Annotated in this window: 15 protein-coding genes; 6 read left to right on the top strand and 9 right to left on the bottom strand. The window is 59.5% G+C overall.

The window, feature by feature from the left end:
* Positions 1 to 2 precede the first annotated feature (2 nt).
* The gene (gene gapA, locus IB144_RS15960) at positions 3 to 998 is read right to left on the bottom strand and encodes a glyceraldehyde-3-phosphate dehydrogenase (protein ID WP_002901243.1); all 996 of its coding nucleotides are present in this window, start codon (positions 996 to 998) and stop codon (positions 3 to 5) included.
* Between the two features lie 338 nt (positions 999 to 1,336).
* On the opposite strand from gapA, the gene msrB reads away from it, so the two are divergent.
* A complete protein-coding gene (gene msrB / locus IB144_RS15955; protein WP_002901246.1) occupies positions 1,337 to 1,750 on the top strand; it encodes a peptide-methionine (R)-S-oxide reductase MsrB in 414 nt (137 codons plus the stop codon).
* Between the two features lie 43 nt (positions 1,751 to 1,793).
* Positions 1,794 to 2,072 (top strand): YeaC family protein, encoded by a 279-nt coding sequence (locus IB144_RS15950; protein ID WP_002901249.1) that lies wholly within the window; start codon positions 1,794 to 1,796, stop codon positions 2,070 to 2,072.
* A 94-nt stretch (positions 2,073 to 2,166) separates the two neighbouring features.
* Here the strand turns inward: IB144_RS15950 and yajD are convergent, their stop codons facing one another.
* The 5 genes from yajD to sppA all read right to left on the bottom strand — a co-directional run bounded on the left by yajD (position 2,167) and on the right by sppA (position 7,759).
* Positions 2,167 to 2,511, bottom strand: coding sequence for an HNH nuclease YajD (yajD, locus tag IB144_RS15945; protein ID WP_002901254.1), 345 nt, complete (start codon positions 2,509 to 2,511; stop codon positions 2,167 to 2,169).
* Between the two features lie 160 nt (positions 2,512 to 2,671).
* Complete coding sequence (locus IB144_RS15940) at positions 2,672 to 3,925, bottom strand: glycoside hydrolase family 18 protein (RefSeq protein WP_020802839.1); 1,254 nt, start codon at positions 3,923 to 3,925, stop codon at positions 2,672 to 2,674.
* A 171-nt stretch (positions 3,926 to 4,096) separates the two neighbouring features.
* Complete coding sequence (pncA, locus tag IB144_RS15935; RefSeq protein ID WP_004892853.1) at positions 4,097 to 4,738, bottom strand: bifunctional nicotinamidase/pyrazinamidase; 642 nt, start codon at positions 4,736 to 4,738, stop codon at positions 4,097 to 4,099.
* Between the two features lie 9 nt (positions 4,739 to 4,747).
* On the bottom strand, positions 4,748 to 5,767 hold the full coding sequence (gene ansA, locus IB144_RS15930; protein WP_004176535.1) for an asparaginase: 1,020 nt from the start codon (positions 5,765 to 5,767) through the stop codon (positions 4,748 to 4,750).
* A 138-nt stretch (positions 5,768 to 5,905) separates the two neighbouring features.
* Positions 5,906 to 7,759, bottom strand: coding sequence for a signal peptide peptidase SppA (sppA, locus tag IB144_RS15925; protein ID WP_004140411.1), 1,854 nt, complete (start codon positions 7,757 to 7,759; stop codon positions 5,906 to 5,908).
* A 165-nt stretch (positions 7,760 to 7,924) separates the two neighbouring features.
* Between sppA and IB144_RS15920 the strand changes: the two genes are divergently transcribed.
* Positions 7,925 to 8,476, top strand: coding sequence for an NAD(P)H nitroreductase (locus IB144_RS15920; protein WP_004176531.1), 552 nt, complete (start codon positions 7,925 to 7,927; stop codon positions 8,474 to 8,476).
* A gap of 736 nt (positions 8,477 to 9,212) precedes the next feature.
* Here the strand turns inward: IB144_RS15920 and phoC are convergent.
* Entirely contained in the window at positions 9,213 to 9,959 is a 747-nt protein-coding gene (gene phoC / locus IB144_RS15915) for an acid phosphatase PhoC (RefSeq protein WP_002901387.1), read from the bottom strand.
* Between the two features lie 225 nt (positions 9,960 to 10,184).
* Between phoC and selD the strand changes: the two genes are divergently transcribed.
* The 3 genes from selD to IB144_RS15900 all read left to right on the top strand — a co-directional run bounded on the left by selD (position 10,185) and on the right by IB144_RS15900 (position 14,339).
* Complete coding sequence (gene selD, locus IB144_RS15910) at positions 10,185 to 11,228, top strand: selenide, water dikinase SelD (RefSeq protein WP_040216467.1); 1,044 nt, start codon at positions 10,185 to 10,187, stop codon at positions 11,226 to 11,228.
* Between the two features lie 4 nt (positions 11,229 to 11,232).
* Positions 11,233 to 13,179: a DNA topoisomerase III gene (locus IB144_RS15905; RefSeq protein WP_004148065.1), complete on the top strand. Its 1,947-nt coding sequence runs from the start codon at positions 11,233 to 11,235 to the stop codon at positions 13,177 to 13,179.
* Positions 13,180 to 13,358: 179 nt separating this feature from the next.
* Positions 13,359 to 14,339 (top strand): NAD(P)H-quinone oxidoreductase, encoded by a 981-nt coding sequence (locus tag IB144_RS15900; RefSeq protein WP_032104656.1) that lies wholly within the window; start codon positions 13,359 to 13,361, stop codon positions 14,337 to 14,339.
* A gap of 43 nt (positions 14,340 to 14,382) precedes the next feature.
* Here IB144_RS15900 and gdhA read toward each other — a convergent pair whose 3' ends face one another.
* Positions 14,383 to 15,726 carry an NADP-specific glutamate dehydrogenase gene (gene gdhA / locus IB144_RS15895; RefSeq protein ID WP_004176526.1) on the bottom strand — a complete coding sequence of 448 codons (1,344 nt, stop codon included), beginning with the start codon at positions 15,724 to 15,726 and terminating at the stop codon, positions 14,383 to 14,385.
* Between the two features lie 182 nt (positions 15,727 to 15,908).
* On the bottom strand, positions 15,909 to 16,319 hold the full coding sequence (locus IB144_RS15890) for a pyrimidine (deoxy)nucleoside triphosphate diphosphatase (RefSeq protein WP_004176525.1): 411 nt from the start codon (positions 16,317 to 16,319) through the stop codon (positions 15,909 to 15,911).
* Positions 16,320 to 16,333: the final 14 nt, after the last annotated feature.

Genomic DNA, 16,333 nt, shown 5'->3' with positions numbered 1-16,333 from the left:
ACTTATTTGGAGATGTGGGCAATCAGATCCAGAACTTTGTTGGAGTAGCCGGTTTCGTTGTCGTACCAGGAAACCAGTTTCACGAAGTTGTCGTTCAGTGCGATACCCGCTTTAGCATCGAACACGGAAGTGCAAACTTCGCCGTTGAAGTCGGTAGAAACAACGTCGTCTTCGGTGTAACCCAGAACGCCTTTCATAGCGCCTTCAGAAGCGGCTTTGATGGCTTTCTTGATTTCTTCGTAGGACGCTGCTTTTTCCAGACGAACGGTCAGGTCAACAACAGATACGTTCGGAGTCGGAACGCGGAACGCCATACCGGTCAGTTTGCCGTTCAGTTCTGGCAGTACTTTACCTACTGCTTTAGCAGCGCCGGTAGAGGACGGGATGATGTTCTGAGCTGCGCCGCGGCCGCCGCGCCAGTCTTTGTGAGACGGGCCATCAACGGTTTTCTGAGTAGCGGTGGTAGCGTGGACGGTGGTCATCAGGCCTTCAACGATACCGAAGTTGTCGTTGATAACTTTAGCCAGCGGCGCCAGGCAGTTGGTGGTGCAGGAAGCGTTGGAAACGATGTCCTGGCCAGCGTAAGCGTCGAAGTTAGCGCCGCGAACGAACATCGGAGTGTTGTCTTTGGACGGGCCAGTCAGAACGACTTTTTTCGCGCCAGCGGTGATGTGTTTACGAGCGGTTTCGTCGGTCAGGAAGATACCGGTTGCTTCAGCAACAACGTCAACACCAACTTCGTCCCACTTCAGGTTAGCCGGGTCACGTTCAGCGGTAACACGGATTTTTTTACCGTTAACGACCAGATGACCGTCTTTCACTTCAACGGTACCGTCGAAACGACCGTGAGTGGAGTCATACTTCAGCATGTAAGCCATGTACTCTGCGTCTAACAGGTCGTTGATTGCAACGATCTCGATGTCAGAACGTTTCTGAGCAGCACGGAAAACAATGCGACCGATACGGCCAAAACCGTTGATACCTACTTTGATAGTCATATATTCCACCAGCTATTTGTTAGTGAATAAAAGGTTGCCTGTAAAATTACAAAAACCTTACGCAGCGTCAAGCGGAATCGTGTCAATCATTGCGACAAATCAATCCTGAGCAGACCTTTGCGCGATTGATTTGCCTCACTTTCCCTTTGAGCCCAATTCCATATGGGGGCTGCGCGCGGAATTTTAAAGGGCATTTAAGATAAAAACGTGATTTAAGTCACAATTATCTGGCTGCCTGTGGGCACCGGATAAGTTTAGAACAAAAGTGTACGCTTCATTGTTAATGTTTTGTTAGAATTGGAGCGAAAGTAGTCCATTGCAAAGCGAGATGTAAGCCCATGGCGAATAAACCCACCCCGGAAGAGCTGAAAAATGGCTTGAGCGAAATGCAGTTTTACGTGACGCAGCATCATGGCACCGAACCGCCTTTCACCGGACGGCTGTTGCACAACAAGAAAAATGGCGTGTACCACTGCCTGGTGTGCGATGCGCCGCTGTTTAACTCCCAGACTAAATACGACTCCGGCTGCGGCTGGCCGAGCTTCTACGAGCCGGTAAGCGCGGAGGCCATTCGCTATCTGACCGACAATTCTCACGGCATGCAGCGCATTGAGATCCGTTGCGGAAACTGTGATGCCCATCTCGGCCACGTGTTTCCGGATGGTCCGCAGCCGACCGGCGAGCGCTATTGTGTCAACTCGGCATCGCTGAGCTTCACCGATGAGCAAAATGGCGAGCAAATCAAGGGTTGAAGAAACGATTCAGCAAATTATTCCAGGCGGAGGTGAGCGGAAGATGGATATTGAGCAAATTATCGACAGTATGACGCCGGAAGTGTATCAGCGTCTGGCGACGGCGGTAGAGCTGGGAAAATGGCCGGATGGCGTCGCGCTGACGCCGGAGCAGAAGGAAAATAGCCTGCAGCTGGTGATGCTCTGGCAGGCCCGGTATAACACCGACGCCCAGCACATGACCATTGACACCAGCGGGCAGATGGTAATGAAGAGCAAACAGCAGCTGAAAGAGGATTTTGGCATCGTGCCGAAGCCGATCGCCACCGTTAAACTGCAATAAACCGCCGGCCGGCGGTGAGACGTTCCGGCGTCGGGTAACCGCGCGCCGGATGGCGTCATGTCGAATGACCGCGTCCGGCGGTCAGCCGCTTCGCTTACTTTTTGTTCATCATCGCTTTCAGATCGGCAAACGGGTTGTAGGTGGCCTCGCCGACGCTCTTTTGCGCATCTTCTCCTGCCACCACCGTGGAGCCATACTGATCGGCTTCGGTGTACTTGGAATGTTCGTGATCGTGACAGTACAGGCACAACATCTCCCAGTTGCTGCCATCTTCCGGGTTATTGGAGTGGTCGTGATCGATGTGGTGCACCGTCAGCTCGCGCAGATTGGAGTAGACAAACTCCCGTGAGCAGCGTCCGCACACCCAGGGAAAAAGCTTGAGCGCCTTTTCGCGGTAACCCACTTCCAGACGTGCGTAATTTTTGGGGATATAGGCCATGGCCCCCTGCCTCCTGTCAAACGGTTAAGCTGCGCCAGCCCCTGGCGCAGCGGATAACAGGCATCATAACCTATCCCGGGCGGCGCGATATACCTGCATTGCAGGCGATGCTGCCTGCGTCACGCCTCCCGGTGCCGACGATGCGGCGGAACAGCCATGATTAGTGTTTGATCCCCAGCGATTCCGCCAGCTGACGGGCCAGCTGATTCTGGTCATCGGCGCCATATTCCCAGAACATGGCCCCGGCGAGGCCCTTCGCCTTGATATAGTCCGCCTTAATGGCTACCGAGCGCGGGTTCTCATAAGAGAGGGCGAACAGCGGCTTGCCCTCCACGGACTGCACCGACAGCCACGGAACCTTCGCCTCATCGTCCCAGTGCTCGGTAAAACGCTTTTGCGGATCGTTGAGCAGTTTGCCCACGATATCATTGTATTTCACGTAGGTGTCTTTGCTCAGGTCATAGCCCAGCGAGGCAAACAGTGCGATCTGTTGTGGCCCAAAATAGGGCTGGGTGACCGGATTGTTTTGCGCATCCGCTTTCGTCCAGTCAATCCCCGGCTCGACCGCCCGTTTCGGTACCCGGCCATAAAAACCAATCCCGAGGTTCATCTGGCTGGGTTTAAGCCCGGCGGCCAGGTAATTGTTGACCACAAAATCGGCGCTGTATTTATCCGCTGCGGCGACCGTCGGCCAGTGGCTGGAGTCATACAGATTCGAGTTGAAGTACTGCGTGCCGTAGGCCATGTCGTAGGTCATCAGGTTGATGTAGTTCAGCACCGGGGCCACCGCTTTGACGTCCACCCAGCTTTTCGGGCTCTCGGCATTGGCGCCCACGGCGATAGTCACCAGCTTTTGCTCACCGACTGCCTCACGCAGCGATTTCAGCAGGGCAGTGAAGTTGTCGCGGTCAGCCGGCTGGCTGGCCACCAGTCCCCAGGCGCCGTTGACCGGAAACTCCCAGTCGAGGTCAATGCCGTCCAGACCATATTGCTGGATGATTTTCTGCGCGGAACGAATAAAGACGGCGCGACTTTCTGCGGTCGCCGCCGCGCCGGAGAAACCACGCGCGCCCCAGCCGCCGACCGACAGCAGGACTTTGAGGTCCGGATTCTGTTTACGCAGGGCGGGGAGCTTTTGCAGATCCGCCTGCACCTTCGGCGACAGCCAGATCTCGTGCAGATGAGCAGGATCCTTCAGGGCCGCATTGGTCTCGTCTTTTTCATCGTTATAGATAAGGCCAAACGAGTAGTTGAGATGGGTGATCTGCCGGACGTCCAGCTTATCGATATCACCGCCCGGCCCGGCGGTGACGTCGCCGCCGCCGTTAAAATAGCCGACGGACATCAGCGGTTGGGCAGAGAGCGCGGAAGCGCAAAGCAAGGGCAAAGCTGCCAGCAAGGGCAAACGTTTCATAGTGGTTCCTCTTTGACATAAAAATAACCACGCCACGGAAATGGCGTGGCGAAAAAACAGCCTTGCCAGACTAGCAGCAATAACCTGTTGAAACTGCGAGAGAGTTCAATTTATGGACAATAGCGAGGCGGCAGAAGAAGACCCGGCGCGAGGGCGCCGGGGGGGGAGGGATCAGGCCTGAGTTTCCCGCCAGTCGTCGAGGGTATAGAGCGTGGCGCCCGCGGCGGCCATCTCCATAAACGCCTGGCTGCTGTCCTGTGGCTGCAGATTTACGCCGCGACAGCCGTCGGTGATGACGTTGACCGCGTAGCCCAGCGCCAGGGCATCCAGCACGGTGAACTTAACGCAGTAATCGGTGGCGAGGCCGAGAACGGTCAGCTCCACGATCCCCTGACCACGCAGCCAGCCGTCCAGTTCGGTTTTCTGCCGGTGACCGTTGTCAAAGAAAGCGCTATAGCTGTCGATGATCCGGTTTTGCCCTTTGTGGAACACAGCGGCGATCGCCTGCTGCTTGAGCAGCGGATGCAGCGCCGCGCCTTCGCTGTGCTGCACGCAGTGATCCGGCCAGAAAGTTTGCGCCAGGCCGTCCAGCTCGCCCTCGGTGTAGGGTTCCACCTGGTGCTGGCTGGCGAAACTGCCGTGATCCGCCGGATGCCAGTCCTGGCTGGCGACGATGGGCTCGCCGCGCGCCAGGCTCCAGTCGATAAGCGCATTGGCTACGTCGACGGTACTGTCGCCTTCAGGAACCGCCAGCGCGCCGCCGGCGCAAAAGTCGTTCTGCAAATCAACCAGTAACAGCGCTCGATGTGCCATACGTCCTCCTTAAGCCTCGTCGGGGGTGAGTTCGCCACGCAGATTTTGCTGCATCGCCGCGCGAATGGCGTCAACGTCCAGCTGCTGGCTAAGCAGATAGTGTAGCTTGGTCAGCGTCGCTTCCACTGTCATATCGAAACCACTGATGACCCCCGCCTGGGCGAGGGCGTTGCCGGTGGCATAGCCGCCCATGTTCACCTTTCCGGACATGCACTGCGTCAGATTGACCACTACAATACCGCGCTGGCTGGCTTCCGCCAGCACCTGAATAAACTCGCCATTCTGTGGGGCATTGCCGACGCCATAGGAGCGGAGGATCAGCGCTTTCACCGGTTGGCGCAGAAAATTACGCACCACGTCGGCGGAGATGCCGGGATAAATCGTCACCACGCCAATCGGCTGCGGAGTGATGGGGTGCACGATAAGCTCTCCGCTACCCTGCGGCGCCGGCGGAGTACCGAGACGGCGAATATGGATCCCGGCCTCCAGCAGCGGGGCAAGGTTTGGCGAGGCGAAAGCGTCGAAGCCGTCGGCATGGGCTTTGGTGGTGCGGTTGCCGCGGAACAGTCGATTGTTGAAGAACAGCGCCACTTCGTTAATCGGATAGTTGGCGGCGACGTACAGGGCGTTGAGCAGGTTAATCTGACCATCGGAACGCAGCTCGGCCAGCGGAATTTGTGACCCTGTCACAATAACCGGCTTGCCAAGGTTTTCCAGCATGAACGACAGCGCCGAGGCGGTAAACGCCATGGTGTCGGTTCCGTGGAGGATCACAAAGCCATCATACTCCTCATAATGGCTGCGGATATCGTCGGCGATGTGCTGCCAGTCCTCGGGGGTCATATCGGATGAATCCATCAGCGGATGGTATTCATGGATCGTGAAGTCCGGCATCTCCGGACGATGGAACTCCGGCATCAGCGCCAGCTGACGCTGCAGATGGCCGGAAACGGGTACATAGCCGTGTTCAGAGCGCTGCATACCGATGGTCCCACCGGTGTAGGCAACGTAAATCGATTTTTTTTGCATAGCATCGCTTAGGTTGGTCGTAGACAGGCGCAGTATAAAGAGACGCAAGAAAAAATACAGCGTCGGTCGCGGGCTTTGTGGCAGTGTTGGCAGGAGAGGGAAAAAGGCTGCCCCGGGAGACGGGGCAGCCGCTGCGTATTAACGGATGTTAGCGCAGGTCAGGCAGAAGGCATAGCGATTCTGCGGGTCGTTAAACGCCGCCAGCTTGTCGCTCTCCGCTTTCACCGTCTCGGCCGCCGCGGCGACCGGCGCAGGCAGCCAGGCCTGAATGGCCGCCGGCAGCGAGGCGCGTACCGAGCCGGTCAGGCTGTCCAGCACCATCGAGAAGAAGGTCGGCTCTTCCTGATAGTAGTTGAGGTGCCAGGTTTTCAGCTTCGCCAGCTCGGCGGCTTTGGCCACCGCGTCGTCGAAGTCGCCGAGGCTGTCGACCAGGCCGTTGGCTTTGGCATCTTCCCCGGTCCAGACGTGGCCCTGGGCGATCTGGTCGATTTTCTCCGGCGTGCTCTTACGGGCGTTAGCCACCAGGGTGATAAAGCGCTGATAGCCATTCTCAATGCTCAACTGCATCAGCTGCTGCACTTCCGGCGGCAGCGCTTTGGTGCTGGAGACATCCGCCAGCGGCGACGTGGCGACGCCGTCGGTGTGGACGCCAATCGACCCGAGGGTATTTTCCACGGTGTTGATCACCCCAAAGATGCCAATGGAGCCGGTGAGGGTGCTTGGGTTCGCCACGATGTAATCCGCTGGGGTGGAGATCCAGTAGCCGCCGGACGCCGCCATGCCGCCCATCGAGACCACTACCGGTTTACCGGCGGCTTTGGCTGCCGCCAGCTCTTCACGAATGATTTCCGAAGCGGTTACGCTGCCGCCCGGGCTGTTTACGCGCAGAACGATGGCCTTAATTTTCGGATCGAGGCGCGCATCGCGAATTTGCGCTGCGGTGGTGTCGCCGCCGACGTTGCCCGGGGTCTCTTCACCGTCCATGATGGCGCCGTTGGCGAAGATTACCGCGATGGCGGAACCCTGGTCAGACGGCGTCTTCACGTTGTAGTCGTAATAGCTGATCGCCCGGTAATTGTTATCCGCTTTGCTCCAGCCAAACTGTTTGGTCAGCGCCTTTTCCACTTCCGTGGAGGTCGCCAGCTCATCCACCAGCTTATTGTCCAGCGCATATTTCGCCGTATCGCCGCCCACCTTACGCAGGCCATCGATAATGCCCTGGGCGCCCGGGAAGAGCTGCTGGGCGGTGATCTGGCGGTTGGCGGCAATGGTGTTGAGGTAGTTCTGCCACAGTTCGCCAATCCAGCGGCTATCCGCTTCGCGGGCGGCAGGGGACATATCATCGCGGATGAATGGTTCGACGGCGGATTTATAGGTGCCGACGCGGAAGACATGGGTGGAGACCTTCAGCTTATCCAGCAGCGATTTGTAATATAGCCCGTTGGTAGCGAAGCCGTGCAGGTCTACCTCGCCCTGCGGCGAGAGCCAGATTTTGTTGGCGAAGCTCGCCAGGTAGTACTGGCCCTGGCTGTAGCTGCTGCCGACGGCATACACCGGTTTGCCGCTATCGCGGAATTCGCGCAGCGCTTTGCCGATGTACTGCATGGATGGCTGGTCGCCGCCGACGAAGTTTTTCAAATCCAGCACAATACCGGTGATATTGCGGTCATCCTTCGCCTGGCGAATGGTCTGCACGATATCGAACAGGGAGTTCTCCTGCAGACGGTCCGAGCTGGCGCCAAACAGCTGGCGGCCAATCACGCCGAGCTTGCTGCTGGCGGATGGTTTATCCACCACCACGCCGGTAATATCCAGCAACAGCGCGCCGCGCGCGGCATGTTCGCTGGTGGTGCTGCTGAACTGGCTCCAGATGCCGATACACACCAGCACCAGCACCAGGAAGATCGCATTGAGGGCCAGTTTGCGAATAAAGTTGAGTATCCGCCACGTCCATTTAAAAAAGCTGGCAATCAGTCGCCAAAGGGTTCGCATGTCTTCTCCCTAACGTTATCTAAAAAGGGCAGGCCGCAGGGGCCGCCGCGTCTGGCTATCCTAAAGAGTGAGCCGTCGGTTGTCAGCAGGAATCACCGACCGCGCTGTAACAAAATCCTTGTGCATGTTAATTTTATGAAAAATGACATCACAGGAGTTATACAGATGGATGCTCTCGATCTACTGCTTAATCGCCGCAGCGCTTCCCGCCTGGCGGAACCTGCCCCGGCGGGCGAACAGCTGGAAAACATTCTGCGCGCCGGGCTGCGCGCCCCGGATCATGGCACCCTGCAGCCGTGGCGCTTCTTTATTATCGCCGATGACGGCCGCGAGCGCTTCAGCCAGTTGCTGGAAAAAGGGGCCAGAGAGGCCGGCCAGGATGAGAAGGGAATAGAGAAAGCCCGCAATGCGCCGTTCCGCGCGCCGCTGATTATTACCGTGGTCGCGCGCTGTGAAGACCACCCTAAGGTGCCGCGCTGGGAGCAGGAGATGTCCGCTGGCTGCGCGGTGATGGCGATGCAGATGGCGGCCCTGGCTCAGGGATTCAACGGTATCTGGCGCAGCGGAGCATTGACCGAGAGTCCGGTGGTGCGGGCCGGCTTCGAGTGCCGCGAACAGGATAAAATTGTCGGCTTCCTCTATCTGGGGACGCCGCAGCTAAAAGCCTCAACCACCATTGCCCTGCCGGATACCGCGCCGTTTGTGACGCGATTCTGAGTCGGTGCTTATTATGCCGGGTGGCGGCTGGCGCCTTACCCGGCCAACGCATCCGGCTCTGATTGTCTGTAGGCCCGCGCAAGCGCAGCGCCGCCGGGCAAGGACAGCGGGCACGGAGCCGATTTTGTGCCGGGTGGCGGCTGTCGCCTTACCCGGCCTACGTTCGTACGACCTGTCGTTAATTTATTCACTTTTCTTGCTGAAACTGCCGGTGCTGACGGCCTCAAAATCGCTGAGACGTTCCCGGCAGGCCGGGGCAGCCCGCATGGATGCGGGCTGAGGGCCGTGTTTTGCAGGGACGCTGCCTCGGCCCGACCCGAAGCCTGCAGGGATAAGTCGAAGGGACCGCGCAGCGGCGATGTTGCTGGCCGGAGCCCGGGGGTACAGGGGGCGGCGGCGACTGGCCGCCCCCTGTGCGCTCCCGGCGCCATGAGTGACATAACGCAGACGATTACCCGGGAGCGCAAACTACGCTGAAGCCACAGATAACATAAACAACCACACTGCAGTGCTTCCCCTCACCCTGGTCCTCTCCCGGAGGGAGAGGGAACCGTCCGGCTGGCCGCGCAAGCGCAGCGCCGCCGGGCAAGGACAGCGGGCACGGAGCCGATTTTGTGCCGGGTGGCGGCTCGCGCCTGACCCGGCCTACAACCCCTACCATTCGAATCAATCGCGGTTTTTGTAGCCCGGACAAGACGCGCCAGGCGCCGCATCCGGGAATGCAACGGCGATGACGTTACTTCTGCCTTTTCGCGAATTCATCTTTGGCTTTCTGCAACTGCTGCTGGAAGGCCGGGTTGGTGTGCAGCGTAGCGACCACCGCGGAGCCGACGATGCGCGCCGCATCGACATCGCTCTGCCAGTGATAGCCGCAGATCACCCGGCTCTCGCCGAGCTCATAGCCGCGCTTCAAAATTTCGTTTTGCCGCTGCGGGTTGATCTCCGCCAGCACCAGGGCGGTGGCCCAGCCGATAGAAGTATGCCCGGACGGGTAAGAGCCGTTTTTCGCCAGCTTGTCCTGTTCGGTGGTGTTGCAGGTGGAGACGCCATAGAACGCAAACGGGCGAATGCGCATGTATTTCTCTTTCGCGCTGCGGGTCGCCAGGTCGCCGGCGTCTTCAATCATATTGGTCAGCAGTTTGTGAAGCTGCGGCGCGTCTTTCTCGGTGATCGGCGAACCAAAGGCGCTGGAGAAGGCGTTGGCTACGCCGCCCGCGCTGAGGTTGGCATCCTCTGCCGCCAGCTTCCCGCGCTCGGTATTGCGCAACAGACGTCCTTGCTCATACATCGCCTGATCGTTTAAAAATGCGATACTGCCCACCGCCGGCGGTGGTGGCAACAGCGCCAGGCTGTCGATGGCCTGGGCATTGGTCAGATAGTAGAGATCGGGCTTGGTGGTGACATCGTTCCCGGGGGGAACCAGAGCAAAGGCGTTAACGGAGAAGAAACTGGCCAGGCAAAGGGCAAGAACACGCTTTTTCATTAGAATTTCCTTACGTCATAATCATTCCAGAGAAGACAGTCCTGTGCTGTCACATTTCTGTCATCTTTAAGTAAAAGTGAAAATGGTCGGGAAAAAATTGCCGTATCTCGCAAAAACGGCTTTTTGTCTGCTTAATGAGCAACCATACGCGATTTCAGACTGTCGTACTTACCACCCTGGCGTTTGGGCGCTAACATAGCGGGATTGCAATGACAGGAGATGTCCATGAGCGAGCAAGCCATTCGTTTAACGCAATACAGCCACGGAGCCGGTTGTGGTTGTAAAATTTCCCCGAAAGTGCTGGAAACTATCCTGCATAGCGAGCAGGCGAAGTTTGTCGACCCAAACCTGCTTGTCGGCAACGAAACCAGCGATGATGCCGCCGTTTACGATCTCGGTAATGGCACCTCGATCGTCAGCACCACCGATTTCTTTATGCCGATTGTCGATAACCCGTTCGACTTTGGCCGCATCGCCGCCACCAACGCCATCAGCGATATTTTCGCTATGGGCGGGAAACCGATTATGGCGATTGCCATCCTCGGCTGGCCAATCAACACCCTGGCGCCGGAAATCGCTCGCGAAGTGGTGGAGGGCGGGCGCTTTGCCTGCCAGCAGGCGGGGATCGCGCTGGCGGGCGGCCACTCCATTGACGCCCCGGAGCCGATCTTCGGTCTGGCGGTCACCGGCGTGGTGCCCACCGAGCGCATCAAGAAAAACAGCACCGCCCAGGCGGGTTGCAAACTGTATCTTACTAAACCGCTGGGGATCGGCGTACTGACCACCGCAGAGAAAAAATCGCTGCTCAAGCCAGAGCATCAAGGGTTAGCGACGGAGACCATGTGCCAGATGAACCTCGCCGGCGCCGCGTTTGCCGCCATCGACGGGGTGAAGGCGATGACCGACGTCACCGGCTTTGGCCTGCTCGGCCACCTCAGCGAGGTGTGCCGCGGGGCCGGCGTGCAGGCGCAGCTGCGCTATGCCGATATCCCAAAACTGCCGGGGGTGGAGGGCTATATCGCCGCCGGCGCGGTGCCGGGCGGCACCGGGCGCAACTTTGCCAGCTACGGCCATCTCATGGGCGAGATGCCGACGGAGTGGCGGGATCTGCTGTGCGATCCGCAGACCTCCGGCGGTCTGCTGCTGGCGGTGACCCCGGAGGCGGAGGCGGAAGTTCAGGCCGCCGCGGCGGAGTTCGGCATTAAGCTGGCCGCCATCGGCGAGCTGGTGACCGCCCGCGGCGGGCGACCCATGATCGAGATCCGTTGATTCGATGCGGTTGTTTATTGCAGAAAAACCGAGTCTCGGTCGGGCTATCGCCGATGTGTTGCCTAAACCGCACCGCAAAGGCGATGGCTATATTGAGTGCGGCAACGGGCAGGTGGTCACCTGGTGTATCGGCCACCTGCTGGAGCAGGCGCAGCCGGACATCTACGACAGCCGCTATGCCCGGTGGAATCTCAACGATCTGCCGATTGTGCCGGAGAAATGGCAGCTGCAGCCAAAGCCCTCGGTCACCAAACAGCTGAATGTCATCAAGCGCCTGCTCGGCGACGCCGAGGAGGTTATCCACGCCGGCGACCCGGACAGAGAAGGGCAGCTGCTGGTGGACGAAGTACTCGACTACCTGCAGCTGGCGCCGGAGAAGCGTCAGCAGGTGCAGCGCTGTCTGATTAACGATCTCAACCCGCAGGCGGTGGAGCGGGCGATCAACCGTCTGCGCGCCAACAGCGAGTTCGTGCCGCTCTGCGTGTCGGCGCTGGCGCGGGCCCGCGCCGACTGGCTGTACGGCATCAATATGACCCGCGCCTACACCCTGCTGGGGCGCAACGCCGGCTATCAGGGGGTGCTCTCGGTGGGGCGGGTGCAGACCCCGGTACTTGGCCTGGTGGTCCGTCGCGATGAAGAGATTGAAAATTTCGTCGCCAAAGATTTCTTCGACGTGAAGGCGCATATCGTCACGCCGCAGGAGGAGCGTTTTGTCGCCACCTGGGTGCCGAGCGAAGCCTGCGAACCTTACCAGGATGAAGAAGGGCGCCTGCTGCATCGTCCGCTGGCCGAGCATGTGGTTAAGCGCATCGAAGGCCAGCCGGCAATCGTGACCGGCTATAACGATAAGCGCGATTCCGAACCCGCGCCGCTGCCGTTCTCGCTGTCGGCGCTGCAGATTGAGGCGGCCAAACGTTTCGGCTTCAGCGCGCAGAACGTGCTGGATATCTGCCAGAAGCTGTACGAAACCCACAAACTCATCACCTATCCGCGTTCGGACAGCCGCTATCTGCCGGAAGAGCACTTCGCTGGCCGCCATGCGGTGTTGAATGCGATTGCCGTCCATGCGGCGGACCTGCTGCCGCAGCCGGTAGTGGATCCGGAGATCCGCAACCGCTGCTGGGATGATAAAAAGGTCGACGCGCACCATGCGATTATCCCAACCGCCCGCAGCAGCCAGGTGAAGCTCACCGATAACGAAGCGAAGGTGTACACCCTGATCGCCCGCCAGTATCTGATGCAGTTCTGCCCTGACGCAGTGTTCCGCAAATGCCAGATTGATCTTGAGATCGCCAACGGCAAGTTTGTCGCCAAGGCGCGTTTTCTGGCCGAGGCGGGCTGGCGGACGCTGCTTGGCAGCAAAGAGCGCGATGAAGAGAACGACGGCACGCCGCTGCCGGTGGTGGCCAAAGGCGATGAACTGCTGTGCGAGAGGGGCGAGGTGGTGGAGCGTCAGACCCAGCCGCCGCGCCACTTTACCGACGCCACGCTGCTGTCGGCGATGACCGGGATTGCCCGCTTCGTGCAGGATAAAGATCTGAAGAAGATCCTCCGCGCCACCGACGGCCTCGGCACGGAAGCGACCCGCGCAGGGATTATCGAGCTGCTGTTCAAGCGTGGTTTCCTGAGCAAAAAGGGGCGCTATATCCACTCTTCGGAGGCCGGCAGGGCGCTCATTCATTCCCTGCCGGAGATGGCCGGGCGACCGGACATGACCGCCCACTGGGAGTCGGTGTTGACGCAGATCAGCGAGAAACAGTGCCGCTATCAGGACTTTATGCAGCCGCTGGTGGGGACGCTGTATCAACTGATCGATCAGGCGCGCAGCACGCCGGTGCGTCAGTTCCGCGGCCTGGTGGCGCCGGGCGGGGCGAAGAAGTCGTTCAGCAAAGGTAAAGGGAAGCCGAAAGGCAAAAAAGCGGCAGACGATACCGCGCCGCCGCCGCAGTAACCCGCCGGTGGTCGCGAGGATGCGTTACCCCGCGGCCACCGCTTCTCCGCCAGTCAGGCCAATGGTCTACACTAAACAGCCGGGAAGAGCCTGGACGCGGGGCCCCTGAGCAGGGGATGCCCGCTGCGCTTTTCCTGATGCCGATGCCCCATTTCTCTCACAGGCGATAAGGAGGACCCGTGAAATATATTGCTATCAGCCAACCGGGCGGCCCGGAGGTATTGCAGATCCGCGAAGGGGAGATCCCCACCATCGGGGAGCATGAGGTGCTCATTGAGGTGAAGGCGGCGGGCGTCAACCGGCCGGATATTCTGCAGCGCCAGGGTCTGTATCCCATGCCTGAGGGCGTCACCCCCGTGCCCGGCCTCGAGGTGGCGGGCGTGGTTGTTAAGGTCGGCGCGCAGGTCACAGCGTTTACGCCCGGCGATCGCGTTTGCGCGCTGACCAACGGCGGCGGCTATGCCGAATACTGCGCCGTGCCGGCAGGCCAGACGTTGCCGATCCCGGCGGGCCTCAGCTTTAGCGAAGCGGCCGCCATTCCGGAAACCTTCTTCACCGTCTGGGCGAACGTCTTCCAGCTGGGTAAGCTGCAGCCTGGCGAAAGCATTCTGGTCCACGGCGGCGCCAGCGGGATTGGCACCACCGCGGTCCTGCTGTGCCACGCGCTGGGGATGACCGTCTATGCCACCGTCGGCCAGGACGAAAAAATTGCTGCGCTACGTCCCTATGCTACGGCGATTAACTACAAAACCGATGATTTTGCCGAGAAAATCGGCCAGCTGACCAACGATGAAGGGGTGGACGTCATTCTGGATATTGTTGGCGGCCCTTACTTTAACCGCAACCTTGGGCTACTGAAAAAGGATGGACGACTGGTCATCATCGGCTTTATGGGCGGGCGAATCGCTCATGAGGTTGATATTCAGACTCTGATGCTCAAGCGAGCCACCGTCACCGGCTCGACCATGCGCGGCCGGTCGGCGGCAGAGAAACAGCAGATTGCCGAGGCGCTGCGCCGCCACGTCTGGCCGCTGCTAGAGGCAGGGAAATGCAAGCCGCTGATCTACGCCAGCTACCCGATGGCGGAGATTGCCGAGGCCCATGCCTGTCTGGACAGTGGTCAGCATCTGGGGAAAGTAGTGATCACGATGACGTCGTGAGACGCATCCCGGCGGGCTGCCGCCGGGATGGAGTTAGGGGAGGTTAAATCACGCCCTGGGCCAGCATGGCATCTGCAACCTTCACGAAACCGGCGATATTCGCGCCGCGCACGTAGTTGGTCTGCTTCGCTTCGCCGCCGTACTGCACGCAAGCGTGGTGGATATCCAGCATGATGTGATGCAGACGGGCATCCACTTTTTCCGCTTTCCAGCCCATGCGCGCGGCGTTCTGCGCCATCTCCAGACCGGAAGTCGCCACGCCGCCGGCGTTGGCCGCTTTGCCCGGGGCAAACAGCACGCCAGCTTCCAGGAACAGGTCGGTTGCGGCGATGGTGGTCGGCATGTTGGCGCCTTCCGCCACGGCCTTGACGCCATTGGCAATCAGCTGGCGGGCGGCATCGACGTCCAGTTCGTTCTGGGTCGCGCAAGGCAGGGCAATATCCACCGGCACTGACCACGGCTGCTGGCCTTCAAGATAGGTGAGGCCAAATTCGCGGGCGTAATCGGCCACGCGGCCGTGGGCACGCTCTTTAATGTCGATCAGGCGGGCCAGTTTTTCTTTGGTGAAGCCCGCTTCGTCAACGACGGTGCCGTTGGAGTCGGAGGCCGTCACCACCCGCGCGCCAAGCTCCATCGCTTTCTCAATGGCGTATTGCGCGACGTTGCCGGAGCCGGAAACCGCCACGCGAGCGCCTTCGAAGCCGAGGCCATGACGTTTGAGCATCGCTTCGGTGAAGTAGATCAGGCCGTAACCAGTGGCTTCCGGACGGATCAAGCTGCCGCCAAAGGAGAGTCCTTTACCGGTGAAGACGCAGGCGCTGTTGTTGGAGAGCTTGCGCATCATTCCGGCCATAAAGCCGACTTCGCGACCGCCGACGCCGATATCGCCCGCCGGTACGTCGGTATCCGGGCCAAGGTGGCGATAGAGTTCGGTCATCAGCGCCTGGCAGAAACGCATCACTTCGCCATCGCTCTTGCCTTTAGGATCGAAATCGCTGCCGCCTTTCCCGCCGCCCATCGGCAGAGTGGTCAGGGCGTTTTTGAAGGTCTGCTCGAAGCCAAGGAATTTGAGAATCGACAGGTTAACCGACGGGTGAAAACGCATCCCGCCTTTATACGGGCCGATGGCCGAGTTGAACTGCACGCGCCACGCGCGGTTGACCTGGACCTGATTGCGGTCGTCCACCCACACCACGCGGAACTGGATCACGCGCTCCGGTTCCACCAGACGTTCCAGCAAAGCAAGCTGACGATAGCGCGGATTTTCCTCAAGGAAAGGCCACAGGGTGGTCATCACCTCCCGGACGGCTTGAGCAAATTCGGTTTGATGAGGATCGCGCTGTTGAACGCGGGTGAGAAAGCCTTCCAGAGTGCACGTCTGATCCATAGATATCAGTTCCCCTTATGGTTGTGGTTGCATGTATTTATTATGATTCGGTCCTTGAAAAAACCGATTTTCCGACTATAACACCGCTAATCCTTAGGCAAGCAAGGAAAAATTGAGCCGACAACAAAATTTATAATTGCCCGCTCGTCATAACTAAAAGCGATGACGAGGCGGCGGGCGGATCAGCGGACGGAAAGGGTGGGGCGCTGGGCGATAAAGGCGTGCAGCAGAGGAATATCGGCCGGGGCGAGATCGAGGGCCAGCGCTTCTGTGGGAAGGCACCAGCGCAGCTGAGTGTGATAGTGGGCCAGCGGCGTGCCCTGAAAGTGCGGCACCCACCAGGCGTGCAGATGGATCCGGCGGCCGGAGACCTCCCGCTGATGGCTAGCGATATAGCAAGCCGGGCGGGCGATGATGCCCATCTCCTCCTGCAGTTCGCGGGCCAGCGCCTGCGGCTGGCTTTCACCCGGCTCCACTTTGCCGCCGGCGAACTCCCACATCCCCGGCTGGTCGGCGTGGGGCGGACGCTGCGCCAGCAGAATCTGGCCATCCTGTTCAATAATGGCGGCGACAACATCAATCATTTTTAGCATAAGCATCAAGGTTA

It is taken from the genome of Klebsiella sp. K4, assembly GCF_014596785.2.
Lineage (GTDB): Bacteria > Pseudomonadota > Gammaproteobacteria > Enterobacterales > Enterobacteriaceae > Klebsiella > Klebsiella pneumoniae.
Note: the sequence above shows the minus strand (reverse complement) of the source record. Positions and strands in the feature narration are given on the sequence as shown.